The organism is Streptomyces sp. NPDC004031, from assembly GCF_053604375.1.
The window spans coordinates 146,140-160,563 of sequence record NZ_JBSGHL010000009.1; the positions used below are offsets into that span (position 1 = coordinate 146,140).

At 74.1% G+C, this 14,424-nt stretch carries 10 protein-coding genes and 1 riboswitch; of the genes, 5 read left to right on the plus strand and 5 right to left on the minus strand.

Annotation, left to right across the window (positions count from 1 at the left end):
• Positions 1–102 precede the first annotated feature (102 nt).
• The 5 genes from cobN to ACWERV_RS08230 form a co-directional block, all read right to left on the minus strand.
• Positions 103–3,768: a cobaltochelatase subunit CobN gene (gene cobN, locus ACWERV_RS08210; protein ID WP_452930284.1), complete on the minus strand. Its 3,666-nt coding sequence runs from the start codon at positions 3,766–3,768 to the stop codon at positions 103–105.
• Positions 3,765–5,246 carry a cobyric acid synthase gene (locus ACWERV_RS08215; protein ID WP_452930350.1) on the minus strand — a complete coding sequence of 494 codons (1,482 nt, stop codon included), beginning with the start codon at positions 5,244–5,246 and terminating at the stop codon, positions 3,765–3,767. The genes cobN and ACWERV_RS08215 overlap by 4 nt, the downstream gene beginning before the upstream one ends.
• A gap of 8 nt (positions 5,247–5,254) precedes the next feature.
• A complete protein-coding gene (locus ACWERV_RS08220) occupies positions 5,255–6,238 on the minus strand; it encodes a cobalamin biosynthesis protein (protein WP_452930287.1) in 984 nt (327 codons plus the stop codon).
• A 103-nt stretch (positions 6,239–6,341) separates the two neighbouring features.
• Positions 6,342–6,539, minus strand: a riboswitch (cobalamin riboswitch).
• A 97-nt stretch (positions 6,540–6,636) separates the two neighbouring features.
• Complete coding sequence (locus ACWERV_RS08225) at positions 6,637–6,849, minus strand: hypothetical protein (RefSeq protein ID WP_452930290.1); 213 nt, start codon at positions 6,847–6,849, stop codon at positions 6,637–6,639.
• Between the two features lie 21 nt (positions 6,850–6,870).
• The gene (locus ACWERV_RS08230; protein WP_452930292.1) at positions 6,871–8,088 is read right to left on the minus strand and encodes an anion permease; all 1,218 of its coding nucleotides are present in this window, start codon (positions 8,086–8,088) and stop codon (positions 6,871–6,873) included.
• A 221-nt stretch (positions 8,089–8,309) separates the two neighbouring features.
• Here ACWERV_RS08230 and ACWERV_RS08235 point away from each other — a divergent pair, with 221 nt between their 5' ends.
• From ACWERV_RS08235 to ACWERV_RS08255, 5 genes are all read left to right on the plus strand, one after another.
• On the plus strand, positions 8,310–8,951 hold the full coding sequence (locus ACWERV_RS08235; protein ID WP_452930294.1) for a class II aldolase/adducin family protein: 642 nt from the start codon (positions 8,310–8,312) through the stop codon (positions 8,949–8,951).
• Positions 8,952–9,250: 299 nt separating this feature from the next.
• Positions 9,251–10,369 (plus strand): alpha/beta hydrolase, encoded by a 1,119-nt coding sequence (locus tag ACWERV_RS08240; protein ID WP_452930296.1) that lies wholly within the window; start codon positions 9,251–9,253, stop codon positions 10,367–10,369.
• 64 nt (positions 10,370–10,433) lie between these two features.
• Complete coding sequence (locus ACWERV_RS08245) at positions 10,434–11,804, plus strand: hypothetical protein (protein WP_452930299.1); 1,371 nt, start codon at positions 10,434–10,436, stop codon at positions 11,802–11,804.
• Between the two features lie 368 nt (positions 11,805–12,172).
• The gene (locus ACWERV_RS08250) at positions 12,173–13,771 is read left to right on the plus strand and encodes an ABC-F family ATP-binding cassette domain-containing protein (RefSeq protein WP_452930302.1); all 1,599 of its coding nucleotides are present in this window, start codon (positions 12,173–12,175) and stop codon (positions 13,769–13,771) included.
• Between the two features lie 365 nt (positions 13,772–14,136).
• Positions 14,137–14,358, plus strand: coding sequence for a helix-turn-helix domain-containing protein (locus ACWERV_RS08255; RefSeq protein WP_031522969.1), 222 nt, complete (start codon positions 14,137–14,139; stop codon positions 14,356–14,358).
• Positions 14,359–14,424: the final 66 nt, after the last annotated feature.

A 14,424-nucleotide genomic window follows, 5' to 3' on the forward strand; every position in this document is an offset into this window, starting at 1 on the left:
AACGGGACACACCGGTTGTCCCACCGCAGGCAGGGACCCGCACCCGGGAACGGTGGGTGCCCCCGCGGCGGGCGGCCGCGCCGCCGGGAGCGGTGGACGCGCTCATGCCTCGCCGCCTTCCAGGTCGCCCTCCAGAGCGAGGTAGGTCTCGCGCAGACGCGCGAGCGTCTCCGGATCCGGGGCCGCCCACAGGCCCCGGTCCGCCGCTTCGAGCAGCCGCTCCGAAATCCCGCGCAGCGCCCACGGGTTGGACTTCCGCATGAAGTCCGCGTTCTCCGCGTCGAAGACGTATTCCGCGGCGAGCCGCTCGTACATCCAGTCGTCCACGACGCCCGCCGTCGCGTCGTACCCGAACAGGTAGTCGACGGTGGCGGCCATCTCGAAGGCGCCCTTGTAGCCGTGCCGCCGCATCGCCGCCATCCAGCGGGGGTTGACGACGCGGGCGCGGAAGACGCGGTGGGTCTCCTCGCCGAGCGTGCGGGTGCGGATCTGGTCGGTGAGGGCGCTGTCGCCGACGTACGCCTCGGGGGAGGTGCCGGTGAGGTGGCGGACCATCGCGACCATGCCGCCGTGGTACTGGAAGTAGTCGTCGGCGTCGACGAGGTCGTGCTCGCGCGTGTCGACGTTCTTCGCGGCCACCTGGATGCGCCGGAAGGCGGCCTCCATGTCGCCGCGCGCGGCGCGCCCGTCGAGGCCGCGGCCGTACGCGTAGCCGCCCCACACCGCGTAGACCTCGGCGAGGTCGGCGTCGGAGCGCCAGTTGCGGGCGTCGATGAGCGGCAGCAGGCCCGCGCCGTACGCGCCGGGCTTGGAACCGAAGATGCGGGCGGTGGCGCGCCGCCGGTCGCCGTGCGCGGCGGTGTCCTCGTCGGCGTGCGCGCGGACGTAGTTGGCGTCGGCGTCCTCGTCGAGTTCGGCGACCGTCCGCACCGCGTCGTCCACGAGCGCGACGACGTGCGGGAAGGCGTCGCGGAAGAAGCCCGAGATGCGCACGGTGACGTCGATGCGCGGGCGGCCCAGCTCGGCGGCCGGGACGACCTCGAAGCCGGTGACGCGGCGCGAGGCGTCGTCCCACACCGGGCGGCAGCCCAGCAGCGCGAGGATCTCCGCGATGTCGTCCCCTTGCGTGCGCATGCAGGAGGTGCCCCACACCGTCAGGCCCACCGACTTCGGGTAGGCGCCGTGGTCGGCGAGATGCCGGGCGAGCAGCGACTCGGCGAGCGCGGAGCCGACGTCCCACGACAGCCGGGACGGGATCGCCTTGGGGTCGACGGAGTAGAAGTTCCGCCCGGTCGGCAGCACGTTGACCAGGCCGCGGGTAGGGGAGCCGGAGGGGCCCGCGGGCACGTAACCGCCGCGCAGCGCCCGCAGGATGTGGCCCAGCTCGTCACTGGTGCGCTCCAGCCGCGGCACGACCTCGGTGGCGGCGAAGTCCAGCACCCGCACTGCTGCCGGGACTTCGGCGCCCAGCACCTCGCGTACGGTCGCGGCCGCGGCCTGCGGTGCCCAGCCGCGTGCCTCCATCGTCTCGGCGAGCCGCCGCGCGACCTGCTCCAGCAGGTCCACCGCGTCGGACGCGGTACGCGCCGGGCCGTCCGCGAGGGACGTCAACGCGGCCGGTACGGCGAGGGGTTCGCCGGGCGCGGCCAGCAACTCCTTCTCCACCAGCCCGACGTGCTCGGCGAGCGCGGCCCGCAGGCCCGGCAGCGCGCCGCCCCTGCCGCCCCACACCTGGGCCGAACGCAGCACCGCCAGCACGAGGTTGACGCGCGCCTCGGCGAGCGGGCCCGCGCCCAGGATGTGCAGGCCGTCGCGGATCTGGACGTCCTTGATCTCGCACAGCCAGCCGTCGACGTGCAGCACGAAGTCGTCGAAGTCGTCCTCGCCGGGCTGCTCGTCGATGTGCAGGTCGCGGTGCAGCTCGGCGGCCCGCACCAGTTCCCAGATCCGGCCGCGGATCGCCGGGGCCTTCGCCGGGTCGAGATCGTTCACCAGGGCGTACTCGTCGAGGAGCTGCTCCAGCTTGGCGAGGTCGCCGTAGCTGTCCGCGCGCGCCATCGGCGGCACCAGGTGGTCCACGACGGTCGCGTGGCCGCGCCGCTTGGCCTGCGTGCCCTCGCCCGGGTCGTTGACGATGAAGGGGTAGACGAGCGGGATCTCGCCGAGCACCGCGTCCGGCGCGCACCCCGCGGACAGGCCGAGGCCCTTGCCGGGCAGCCACTCCAGCGTGCCGTGCTTGCCCAGGTGCACGATCGCGTCGGCGCCGAAGGTGTGGTCGAGCCAGCGGTACGCGGCCAGGTAGTGGTGCGACGGCGGCATGTCGGGGTCGTGGTAGATCGCGATCGGGTTCTCCCCGAAGCCGCGCGGCGGCTGGATGAGCACCACCACGTTGCCGAAGCGCAGCGACGCCAGCACGATGTCGTCGCCGTCCACGTAGAGCGAGCCCGGCGGTTCGCCCCAGTGCTCCAGCATCGACGCGCGCAGGCCCTCGTCCAGCCGGGCGAACCAGCCGCGGTAGTCGGCGAGCGGCACCCGGGCCGGGGCGGCGGCGAGCTGCTCCTCGGTCAGCCACTCCACGTCGTGCCCGCCGGCGGCGATCAGCCGGTGGATCAACTCGTCCCCGTCCTCGGGGTGTTCACCGGTGTCGTAACCGGCCGCCCGCAGTTCCCCGAGCAGCCGCACGGCGGAGGCGGGGGTGTCCAGGCCCACCGCGTTGCCGACCCGGGAGTGCTTGGTCGGGTAGGCGGTGAAGACCAGCGCGATCTTCTTGTCCGCGTTCGGGACGTGCCGCAGGGCCGCGTACCGGACGGCGATGCCCGCGACCCGCGCGGCCCGCTCCGGATCGGCGACGTACACCGGCACATCGCCCTCGCCGCTCTCCTTGAACGAGAACGGCACGGTGATCAGCCGCCCGTCGAACTCCGGGATCGCCACCTGCATCGCCGCGTCCATCGGCGACAGCGCCGCGTCCGACTCCTGCCACGCCTTGCGCGAGGAGGTCAGGCACAGGCCCTGGAGTACGGGCACGTCGAGCCCGGCGAGCGCGCCGATGTCCCACGCCTCGTCGTCACCGCCCGCCGACGCGTCCGCCGCGACCGTGCCGCCGGACGCCAGCACCGTCGCCACGATCGCGTCCGCCCGGCCCAGCAGCGCGAAGAGCGCCGGATCCGCGCCGCGCAGCGAACCGCAGTACATCGGCAGGGCGTTGGCGCCGCGCGCCTCGACCGCCGCGCACAGGGTGTCCACGAAGGCGGTGTTGCCGGACAGTTCGTGCGCCCGGTAGAAGAGCACCGCCACCGTGGGGCGCGCCGGGTCGTGCCCGCCGTCCTCCCCGTGCACCCCGAACTGCGGCATGGCGCGCGGCGGTTCAAAGCCCTCGCCGCTCATCAGCACCGTGTCGGACAGGAAGCGCGCCAGCTCCGCCAGGTTCGCCGGGCCGCCCTCCACGAGGTAGCGCAGCGCCTCCGCGACGACGCCCGCGGGCACCGTCGAGAGCGCCATCAGCTCCGCGTCCGGCACGCTCTCGCCGCCCAGCAGCACCGACGGCACCCCGGACGCGGCGACGACCGCGAGTCCCTCCTCCCACGCCCGGCGCCCGCCCAGCAGCCGCACCACGACGAGGTCGGCGCCCGCGAGCAGCCCGGGAAGAGCGGTGTCCGGATCCACCCGGGAGGGGTTGGCGATGCGGTAGTCGGCCGCCCCGCCGGTGGCGGCGCGGGCCGCGAGCAGGTCGGTGTCGGCGGTGGACAGCAGCAGAACGGTCGTCATGGTGCCCCCGGTGGGACGAAGGGGAGGCCGGCCGGAGCGCCGTCCTCGATGAGCCGCAGCAGCGCGGCGGTGTCCAGGTGCTCGGCGACCAGGTCGGCGAGCCGGTCGAGCTGCGCCTCGCGCAGCGCCGCGAAGTCGGTGTCCGGCGCGGGCACGAAGGAGCGGCCCGCGACGTGCGCGAGCTCGCGCAGGAAGGCCCGGCGGAAGCCGTCGGATTCGAGCGAGCCGTGCCAGTGCGTGCCCCACACCGCGCCCACCCGCAGCCCGTCGAGGAACGGCTCGCCCCCGGCGCCGAGTTCGGCCACCCCGTGGTGGATCTCGTAGCCCTCGACGGGCTCGCCGTACGCCGAACCGGCGGGCCGGGCCAGCGTCTTGGCGGCGGCGAAGCGGATCCGGGCGGGCAGCAGCCCGAGGCCGCGGACCGTACCGGCCTTCGACTCGACGTCGTCCTCGATGCGTTCGGCGAGGATCTGGAAGCCGCCGCAGATGCCCAGCACCGGGCGGCCCGCCGCCGCGCGGCGCTCCACCGCCGCCGCCAGGCCCCGCCCGCGCAGCCACTCCAGCGCCCGCACGGTGCCGCGGGTGCCCGGCAGCACCACCAGGTCGGCGGCGGCCACGTCCGCGGGCCGGTCGGTGAAGCGCACCTCCACACCGGGCTCGGCGGCGAGCGCGTCCAGGTCCGTGAAGTTCGACATCAGCGGCAGCGGCACCACCGCGACCCGCAGCGTCTCGCGCCCGTACGGCTCGCCCGCCGCGTGCTCGCGGACGTGCAGACCGTCCTCCTCGTCGATGTCCAGGCCGCGCGCGTACGGCAGCACGCCCAGCGTCGGGCGGCCGGTCAGCCCGCGCAGCATCTCCAGGCCCGGCTCCAGCAGCGTCACGTCCCCGCGGAACTTGTTCACCACGTAGCCCGCGACGAGTGCCTGCTCCTCGGGCGGCAGCAGCGCGGTCGTGCCGAAGAACGCGGCGAAGACGCCGCCCCGGTCGATGTCGCCCACCAGCAGCGCGGGCAGCCCCGCGCGGCGCGCCAGGCCCAGGTTGACGATGTCGGTACGCCGCAGGTTGATCTCCGCGGGACTCCCGGCGCCCTCGCAGATCACCGCGTCGTACGAACGCCCCAGCTGCGCCAGGCAGTCGGCGACGACGTCCACCAACCCGCCCTGGAAACCGCCGTCACCGTGGTAGCCGCGGGCCGACATCTCGCCCACCGGCTTCCCCAGCAGCACCACCTGGCTGCTGCGGTCGCCGCCCGGCTTGAGCAGCACCGGGTTCATCAGCGCGGACGGCTCCACCCGCGCCGCCTGTGCCTGCACGGCCTGCGCCCGTCCGATCTCCGCGCCGTCCCGCGTGACGAAGGAGTTGAGCGACATGTTCTGCCCCTTGAACGGGGCGACCCGCAGGCCCTGCCGCACCAGGAAGCGGCAGATCCCCGCGGTGACCACGCTCTTGCCCGCGTCGGACGCGGTCCCGGCGACCATGAGGCCCCTCACGACGCCTCCCCCCGGCGGCGACGGCCGGACGGCGGGCCGTCGCCGCCGCCGGCACCGGTCAGCAGCGACGGCAGCACGCTCACCGCGAGGGCCAGCGCCGACACCCGGCGGGACAGGGTGATCGCTCGTTCGATGTCCGCCACCGCCGGGGGCGGGAACTCGGCACCCAGCACCGCGCGGTGCTCAGTGCGGCCCGCGTAGGAGAGGGTGCCGCCCAGCCGGACACGGAGGGCACCGGCGAAGGCGGCCTCCACCGGGCCCGCGTTGGGGCTCGGGTGGGCGGCGGCGTCACGCCGCCAGGTGCGCCGGGCGTCGCGCGGGTGCGGGCCCGCGAGGACGGCGAGCGCCGCGGTGAGGCGGGCGCCGGGCCACCCCACCACGTCGTCGAGCCGGGCCGAGGCCCAGCCGAACCGCAGGTGGCGCGGGGAGCGGTGGCCCACCATCGCGTCCAGCGTGTTGGCGGCGCGGAAACCGGCGAGCCCGGCGGGACCTGCGGCCGCGCCCCACACCAGGGCGCCGACGACCGCGTCCGAGGTGTTCTCGGCGACGGACTCGACGACCGCGCGGGCGATCCCGGCGGCGTCCAGGTGCTGCGGGTCGCGCCCGCACAGGTGCGGCAGCCGGGCGCGCGCCGCGTCGAGGTCCCCGGCCTCCAGCGCGGCGCCGATCGCGCGCGCCTCGCGCGCCAGCGAGGTGCCGCCGAGGACCGCCCAGGTGCAGGCCGCGGCCAGCGCGGTGGAGGCCGCGGGGGAGCGGCGGGCGGCACGCGCGGCGAGCGACGCGGCGGAGGCGGCGGCCCCGGCGCACAGCGCCGTGTACAGGGCGCCGGCGAGCCGGTCGTCGCGCCACAGCCGGCGCTCCAGCGCTCCCGCCGCGCGCCCGAAGGCCGCGACCGGGTGGCCGCGGCGCGGGTCGCCCGCGACGAGATCGCCGAGGAAGCCGAGTGCGGCGCCGTACGCGTAGGTGCGGTCGGCACGCATGGCTCAGACCGCCGTCACACCTCGCGGGGCGGTGGCGGTGGGAGGGGGTGGGGGAGTGGCGCCGGGCATGGCTGTTGTCCTCACTCAGGGTCCGCGCCCTGGTTCGACGTGACCGGCGGTGAGAGTCTCCTGGCTCCCGGATCTACGCACTCCCGGGTCTTCCAGCCGGTGAACCGGCCGTGACGTACGGGTTCGGGAGTGCACTCCCCGGTGACAGTGGCGGGACCGCGCCGGATTCGCACCGGACTTCCTCTCCTGCCGCCGTTATGGCATCCGGCAGTCCACCACGGCCGCAATGACCGCGTCAACCTGCCCCTGACCTGCGGCGACGGAGTGTGGTGAGGTCCACACCCCGCCGCCGCGGAGGAGAGCCGGACGGCGCCGGCGGGCAGGGGCCGCTACTTGGCGACGATGAGCCAGATGCCCCACGCGACCGCCGCCGCGCACGCGGCGAAGCACACGTACGCGACGCCGCGCGCGGCCACGCCGCCGGGGCCGGCCGCGGGCCGGGACAGACCGACCACGCCGAGGGTGAAGACGCCGACCAGGCCGACGGTGGACAGCAGGGTGACGACCAGGACAGTGCCGAGGGCGTGCCAGTCGATGCTCATGAGGGCTCCTTCGGACCGGGGTCAGAACGTCGCGGTGGGGGCGGGTGCCGGGCTGCCGGCCGGCGGCGGGATCACGGCGGCGATGGCCGCGGTGACCGCGCCCTGCGGCTCGGCGGCACCGGCGGTGTCACCGCCGACCTCGTCGTTGACGTTGGCGTGCGTGACGGGCCTGCGGCGCGCCGCCGTACGGATCGCTGCGCACACCGCGAGTCCGAGCACGGCGACCGCGGCCACACCCCAGTTGCCCTGGTCGGCCAGCAGCGCGGCGCCCGCGCCGACCAGCCCGGCCGCGGGGAGCGTCAGCGCCCACGCGGCGACCATCCGCCCCGCGGTGCTCCAGCGCACCACCGCGCCGCTGCGGCCCAGCCCCGCGCCCATGACCGAGCCGGAGCACACCTGCGTGGTGGACAGCGCGAAGCCCAGGTGCGAGGAGGCCAGGATGGTGGCGGCGGCGCCGGTCTGCGCCGCGAAGCCCTGCTGCGGCTGGATGTCGGTGAGGCCCTTGCCCATCGTGCGGATGATCCGCCAGCCGCCGATGTACGTGCCCAGCGCGATGGCCGCGCCCGCCGAGACGATGACCCACAGCGGCGGGTCGGAGTGCGGGGCGACGACACCGCCGGTGATGAGCGCGAGGGTGATCACGCCCATCGTCTTCTGCGCGTCGTTGGTGCCGTGCGCGAGCGAGACGAGCCCGGCCGAGGCGATCTGCCCGGCGCGGTAGCCCTTCGCCGTCGCCCGCGGGTCGGCCTTGCGGTCCAGCCGGTAGCTCAGCCGCGTCGCGGCGAAGGCGGCGAGGCCCGCCACGAAGGGGGCGGCGAGCGCCGGTATCAGGACCTTCATGACCACGGCGTCGCCGTGCACGCCGTGCCGTCCGACCGCGACCAGTGTCGCGCCGATCAGTCCGCCGAACAGCGCGTGCGAGGAACTGGAGGGCAGCCCGGCCAGCCAGGTCAGCATGTTCCAGACGATCGCGCCGACCAGCGCCGCGAAGATCATCTGCGGTCTGACACCGGCGGACTCGTCGATGATGCCGCCGGAGATGGTCTTGGCGACCTCGACGGACAGGAAGGCCCCGACGAGGTTCAGCGCGGCGGACATGGCCACCGCCGTCTTGGGCTTGAGGGCGCCGGTCGAGATGGTCGTGGCCATCGCGTTCGCGGTGTCGTGGAAACCGTTCGTGAAATCGAACGCGAGAGCGGTGGCGATGACGATTCCGATCAGGAGCGTCATGTGTTCCATGGACCCAGGCAATCGTTCGATCGGACAGTGGCGAGCCGACCGTACGGACCGTTCATGAACGGGAGGTGAACTGGTGGGGGACTCGTGGTGCCAACATGACAGGACGATGAATGGAATGCCAAGGGTGATCGTCCTCACGGTATACAAAGCGTGCTACAACTGTGCGGGCGCGGGGCCGGTGACAATGTCCGTGCCGGGCCTCGGCAACGGAAGGGATCACCGTGCGGGACGCTGTCGCTGAAGCATGGGAAGAGGTCGTCGCCACGGCCCGCCGCAGCGTCGCCGACGGGCTCGTCGTCGGCACCTCCGGCAACGTCTCCGTACGCGTCGGAGAACTCGTCGTCGTGACGCCCACGGGCGTGCCGTACGAGCGGCTGCGCCCCGCCGACGCGGTCGCCGTCGAACTCGACGGGCGCCAGGTGCGCGGCGACCTGCGCCCCACCAGCGAGCTGCCGCTCCACCTTGCCGTCTACCGCGCCACGGACGCGGCCGCGATCGTCCACACCCACGCGCCGCACGCCACCGCGGTGACCCTTCTCACGGACGAGCTGCCGCCCGTCCACTACATGGCCGCGGCGCTCGGCGGGCCCGTACGCGTCGCGCCCTACGCGCTCTACGGCACGGACGAGCTGGCCGCCGGGGCGGTCGCCGCGCTGCGGGGCCGCACGGCGTGCCTGCTGGCCAACCACGGCACCCTCGTGCACGCCGCGTCCCTCTCCCGCGCCTACGAGCACACCGCCCAGCTCGAATGGATGAGCCGCGTCTGGCTCCTCGCCTCCGCCGCAGGCCGTCCACGGACCCTTTCCCCGGACGACCTCACCGCGGCGTCCGCCGCCCTCGCCTCATACGGCCAGCCGCACTGAGCTGCCCCTCGCGGCGGCTGCCCCGACCTTCTCCCGGCGGTGAGCTGAGCGCGCAGTTCCCCGCGCCCCTGGTTTCCCGGCCTGCGGGGCATGCGCGAGCTACTCCCACGCAGGGTGAGCGTTTTCAGGGGCGCGTGGGGGCACCTCCCGGGCGGAGCCTGGGGGAGAACGGAGCGGCCAGCCCCCACCGAGGGAATGGCGACCGGCCGCCGCAAGTGGCAGCTCAAGGGCGGGGCCCGGGTCACCCGGGAGAGGCTCTCGGATGGCCGGGTGCGCGGGCCCGCGCGACACTGGACGGGATGCGACTGAGAACCGCCGTGGCGACAGCCACGACCGTGCTGGGTGCCGGCACCGCCGCCCTCGTGGTGGCCGGCCGGTACGGCTCCCGTTTCGCCCTGCGGCCGCCCGCCGAGGGCCCCGCCCCGGAGGGCGCGGTCACCGTGCACGCGGTCACGGAGGACCGCGTCACCCTCACCCGCACGGCTTCCTCCGCACGCCGCGGCGTGTACGGCCTCACCGCGGACAACGGCCTGCACGCCATCGCGGGCGACGTCGTGGACGGCACCGCCTACGCGGTGACCCGCAAGCTGCTCGCCGTCCCGCACGGCTCCCTCGACCAGGGCACGGCCGTCCGCCTCACCCCGCAGGTGCACAGCGGCAACCCGCGGACCGCGCTCGGCCTGGACTTCACCGAGGTCGCCGTGCCGGGCGAACTCGGCCCGCTGCCCGCCTGGTACCTGCCGGGCGCCCGCAGCACCTGGGTGATCACCGTGCACGGCCTGGGCACGACCCGCGAGCAGGCCATGAACGTCCTGCCGACGCTGCACCACCACCGCTTCACCCAGCTGGTGCTGGGCTACCGCGGCGACCCGGACGCCCCGCGGCCCGCGGACTGCATCGGCCACCTCGGCCGTACCGAGTGGCGCGACCTGGACGCGGCGATGCGCTACGCCGTCGAGTACGGCGCCGAGCGCCTCGTGCTGTACGGCTGGTCGGTGGGCGCGACGATGGCGCTGCACGCCCAGCGGCTGTCCGCCGTACGGGCCAGGGTCGCCGGACTCGTCCTGGACTCGCCCGTGCTGGACTGGCGGGCCACGGTGTCCGCGGCCGCGCAGTCGCACGGCCTGCCCGCCCCGCTGACCCAGCTCGCGGTGCGCGCGGCCGAGGGCCGCCGGGTGCAGCCGCTGCGTGAGGGCACGGCCCCGGCCGACCCCGCGCCGCCGACCGTCCCGACGCTGATCTTCCACGGCCCCGACGACACCCTCGCCCCCTGGGACGCCTCCCGTGAACTCGCCGCCCGGCACCCGGAGTCGGTGCTGCTGCACACGGTGCGCGGCGCCCAGCACGGCGCGATGTGGAACGCCGACCCGGCCGGGTACGAGGAGACGCTGCGGCGCTTCCTCACCCCGCTCATGTGAGCGCGTCAGCGTGTGAATTCCCGCCCGATTGGGAATCTGGGCCCGCTCGTACGAGACTGCTCAAGTGACGTCCCGTAGCCCGCGAGACACTCCGCTCCGCCTCGTCCCCCGGCGGCCGCTCACCGCGGCCCGCAGGACCGCGACAACGCGCAGGTCGCGGCCTGCCCGTCCCCCCGAAGGCACGCCTCCGCTGCCGGACCTCGCCCGGCTCGCCCGCGCCGAACTCGGCGCCGCCGTACGGCTCGCGCGCTGGGCGGGCACCGGGCCCGGCACCGCGGGACCGACCGGCATACTCTCCGCCGAAGCGCTCGACCGCGCCGCCGCCGACCTGGGCCTGACACCCCGGCTGATCCGCACCGCGTGGGACCACGCCCGGCTGTCCGGCCTCATCGAACTGCACGGCGGGGCCGCGGTGCCCGGCTGGCGGCTGCGGGCGTGGGACAGCGACGACACGGCGGTGCTGCGCGGCTGGGTCGCGCTCTTCGACGCGTGGTCGCTCGCCCACCCGTTCCTGCCCGGTGACCCCACCGGCCCCGACCCGGCGCTGGTCGCCGAAGTCATAGAGGCCGCGCCGCAGTTGCTGTCCTTCCTGCACCTGTCCAACGGGCCCGTCCCGATCGACACGCTGCTGGACCTGCTGCGCCAGCGCGTCGCCGAACTGCGCACCGAACGCCATGAACCGCCCGCCGACGGCGCCGGCGACCCGCTGCCGACGCTGCTCGACTGGACGCTCGACGCCGTCGCCCGCGTGGGAGCGCTCCAGCCGCGCGACCCCGCCCGCCCCGACGAGGTCGCCCTCACCCCGCTGGGCAGCTGGGCGGTGTGGGTCAAGCTGGAGCAGATCTGCGTCGCCGCGCAGGGGCCCGCCGGGCACATGGAGCAGTCCGCCCCGACCATGCTGCGGGCCTGCTCGCGGCTCTCACCCGGCCCCGCCCGCGCGGAGTACCGCGCCTGGCTCGCCGCGCGCCCCGTCGCGCCCGCCGTCGCCGAACTCCTCGACACCGCCCGCGGCGACGACGCGCTGCTGCGCGGCCTCGCCTTCGAGGCGCTGCGGGTCGTCGGCGACCCCGCGGAGCCCGCGGTGCGGGCCGTCGTGGACGAGCCGGTGCTCCGCCCGTACGCGGTCCTCTGGCTCGCCGAACTCGACGGCGACGACCCCGATACCGCGACGGCTCTCCTCACCCGGGAGGAGGCGACGTGGCTGTGGGTCGACACGGCGGCCGCGGTCGCCGACCACGGCGAGGACCACCTGCTGGTGAGCCACCTCGACACGGCGGTCCAGGGCTCCGTCCGCGGACTCCTGGAGGAGGTCCGCGACGTCGGCCACCCCCGCACCGTCCAGGTCCTCGTCGCCCTCGCCGCCGCCCACCCGGACCCGGTCCTGGCGAAGGCGATGCGCAAGGCCGCCTTCCAGGTCCACACCGGCACCCCCTGACTCCGCACCCCCTCACGCCCCGGTCTGCCCCCGGAGGTGCTTTTCGCGATCTTCCGCGCGTGGGTGGCTGGTCGCGCAGTTCCCCGCGCCCCTAGAGGTTGCCCTCCGCGCGCTGGGTGAGCGTTTTCAGGGGCGCGGGGAACTGCGCGCTCAGCCCGCCACCGGGGGACAGCCGAACTGCCACCGCAAGTGGCACTCACCTCAGGGGCGCGTGGGGGCACCTCCCAGGCGAAGCTCTGGGGGAGAACTGCGCGAGCAACCCCCCACGCACCGTAAGGCCGCGACGCCCACCGCAAGGGGCACCCCGGGGCGCCCCCCGCCGCCGGGCGGCAGGAAGGGGACGGGGAGCGGGCCAGTAGACTGGCCTCGTGATCACCGCCACCGGCATCGAGCTGCGCGCCGGCGCCCGCATCCTCATCGAGTCCGCCTCCTTCCAGGTCGCCAAAGGCGATCGCATCGGTTTGGTCGGCCGCAACGGCGCCGGAAAGACGACCCTGACCAAGGTGCTGGCCGGCGAGGGCCAGCCGGCGGCGGGGAGCGTCGCGCGGTCCGGGGAGGTCGGCTACCTCCCCCAGGACCCCCGCACCGGCGACCTCGACATCCTCGCCCGCGACCGCATCCTCGGCGCCCGTGACCTCGACGTCGTGCTGCGCAAGATGCGCGAGAACGAGGAGCGGATGGCGAACGGCAAGGGCGCCACCCGCGAGAACGCGATGAAGAAGTACGCCCGCCTGGAGACGGAGTTCCTCACCAAGGGCGGTTACGCGGCCGAGGCGGAGGCGGCGACCATCGCCGCGGCGCTGGGCCTGCCGGACCGTATCCTCGGGCAGCAGCTGCACACCCTGTCGGGCGGTCAGCGGCGCCGTGTGGAGCTGGCCCGCATCCTGTTCTCGGACGCCGACACCCTGCTGCTGGACGAGCCGACGAACCACCTCGACGCGGACTCGATCAGCTGGCTGCGCGACTACCTGAAGACCTATCGCGGCGGATTCATCGTCATCTCCCACGACGTGAACCTCATCGAGACCGTGGTGAACAAAGTCTTCTATCTCGACGCGAACCGCGCCGGGATCGATGTCTACAACATGGGCTGGAAGCTCTACCAGCAGCAGCGGGAAGCCGACGAGAGGCGCCGCAAGCGGGAACGCGCGAATGCGGAGAAGAAAGCCGCGGCGCTCAATTCGCAGGCCGACAAGATGCGCGCGAAGGCCACCAAAACCGTCGCGGCGCAGAACATGGCGCGGCGTGCGGACAAGCTGCTCTCCGGTCTGGAGGCGGTGCGCGTCTCGGACAAGGTGGCCAAGCTGCGCTTCCCGGACCCGGCGCCCTGCGGCAAGACGCCGCTGATGGCGAGCGGCCTGTCGAAGTCGTACGGCTCGCTGGAGATCTTCACGGACGTGGACCTGGCGATCGACCGCGGCTCGCGGGTGGTCATCCTGGGGCTGAACGGCGCGGGCAAGACCACGCTGCTGCGGCTGCTGGCCGGGGTGGAGACGCCCGACACCGGCGAGGTCACGCCCGGCCACGGGCTGAAGCTCGGCTATTACGCGCAGGAGCACGAGACGCTGGACCCGGACCGTACGGTGCTGGAGAACATGCGGTCGTCCGCGCCCGACACCGATCTGGTGGATATACGGAAGATCCTCGGCTCGTTCCTCTTCTCAGGGGACGACGTCGACAAGCCGGCCGGTGTTCTGTCCGGCGGTGAGAAGACCCGGCTCGCGCTCGCCTCGCTGGTCGTGTCGAGCGCCAACGTGCTGCTGCTCGACGAGCCGACGAACAACCTGGACCCGGCCAGCCGCGAGGAGATCCTGGGCGCGCTGCGCACCTTCACCGGCGCGGTCGTGCTGGTCACGCACGACGAGGGCGCGGTGGAGGCGCTCCAGCCGGAGCGCATCATCCTGCTGCCCGACGGCGTCGAGGACCTGTGGGGCCAGGACTACGCGGACCTGGTCGCGCTCGCCTGACGATCACCGCAGGGGCCGGATGATCATGCCCATTGGATCATTCGGCCCACCGCGCGTCCGTCATCTGTGTGAGTCCGGCTGGTACTCGCGCGCACCCCGCGCCATGCGCCGGGATCCGAAGGCGATCAGTGGTGTGACGTCGGCAAACACCTTACGGATGCCCGCTGACCTGCTGCTCTTGTACGGAAGCGCTTCACGGCCGGGAATTCTGCGGCGAAAAACGGCCGCCGCGGAACGTTCTTCGGCGGCTATCGCGGCATTCCCGCGGTGAATGTCCCGTGACAGACCTTGTCGAATGGGTGGCCAGGAGAGCGCTTAGGGGTGATCATGAGAGTCCATAGCGCACTTCCCTGGAGGAGGCACGGGTGGCCGAGACTCTGAAGAAGGGCAGCCGGGTGACCGGCGCCGCGCGCGAGAAGCTCGCGGCAGACCTGAAGAAGAAGTACGACTCCGGTGCGAGCATCAGGGCACTGGCCGAGGAGACCGGCCGGTCCTATGGCTTCGTGCACCGGATGCTCAGCGAATCCGGCGTGACCCTGCGCGGTCGCGGCGGAGCGACACGGGGCAAGAAGGCCGTCACCGCCTGATCCCGCCCTCTTCCGGGCGGGTCCGGGCTGGTCACAGCCTGACCGGGCGCTGTGCCCGGTCCAGAC

Bases quoted from the DNA above. Each gene is read 5' to 3' on its own strand.
- ACWERV_RS08220 (WP_452930287.1), bottom strand. From the start codon at position 6,238: ATGCGTGCCGACCGCACCTACGCGTACGGCGCCGCACTCGGCTTCCTC.
- ACWERV_RS08230 (WP_452930292.1), bottom strand. From the start codon at position 8,088: ATGGAACACATGACGCTCCTGATCGGAATCGTCATCGCCACCGCTCTC.
- ACWERV_RS08225 (WP_452930290.1), bottom strand. From the start codon at position 6,849: ATGAGCATCGACTGGCACGCCCTCGGCACTGTCCTGGTCGTCACCCTG.
- cobN (WP_452930284.1), bottom strand. From the start codon at position 3,768: ATGACGACCGTTCTGCTGCTGTCCACCGCCGACACCGACCTGCTCGCG.
- ACWERV_RS08240 (WP_452930296.1), top strand. From the start codon at position 9,251: ATGCGACTGAGAACCGCCGTGGCGACAGCCACGACCGTGCTGGGTGCC.
- ACWERV_RS08215 (WP_452930350.1), bottom strand. From the start codon at position 5,246: ATGGTCGCCGGGACCGCGTCCGACGCGGGCAAGAGCGTGGTCACCGCG.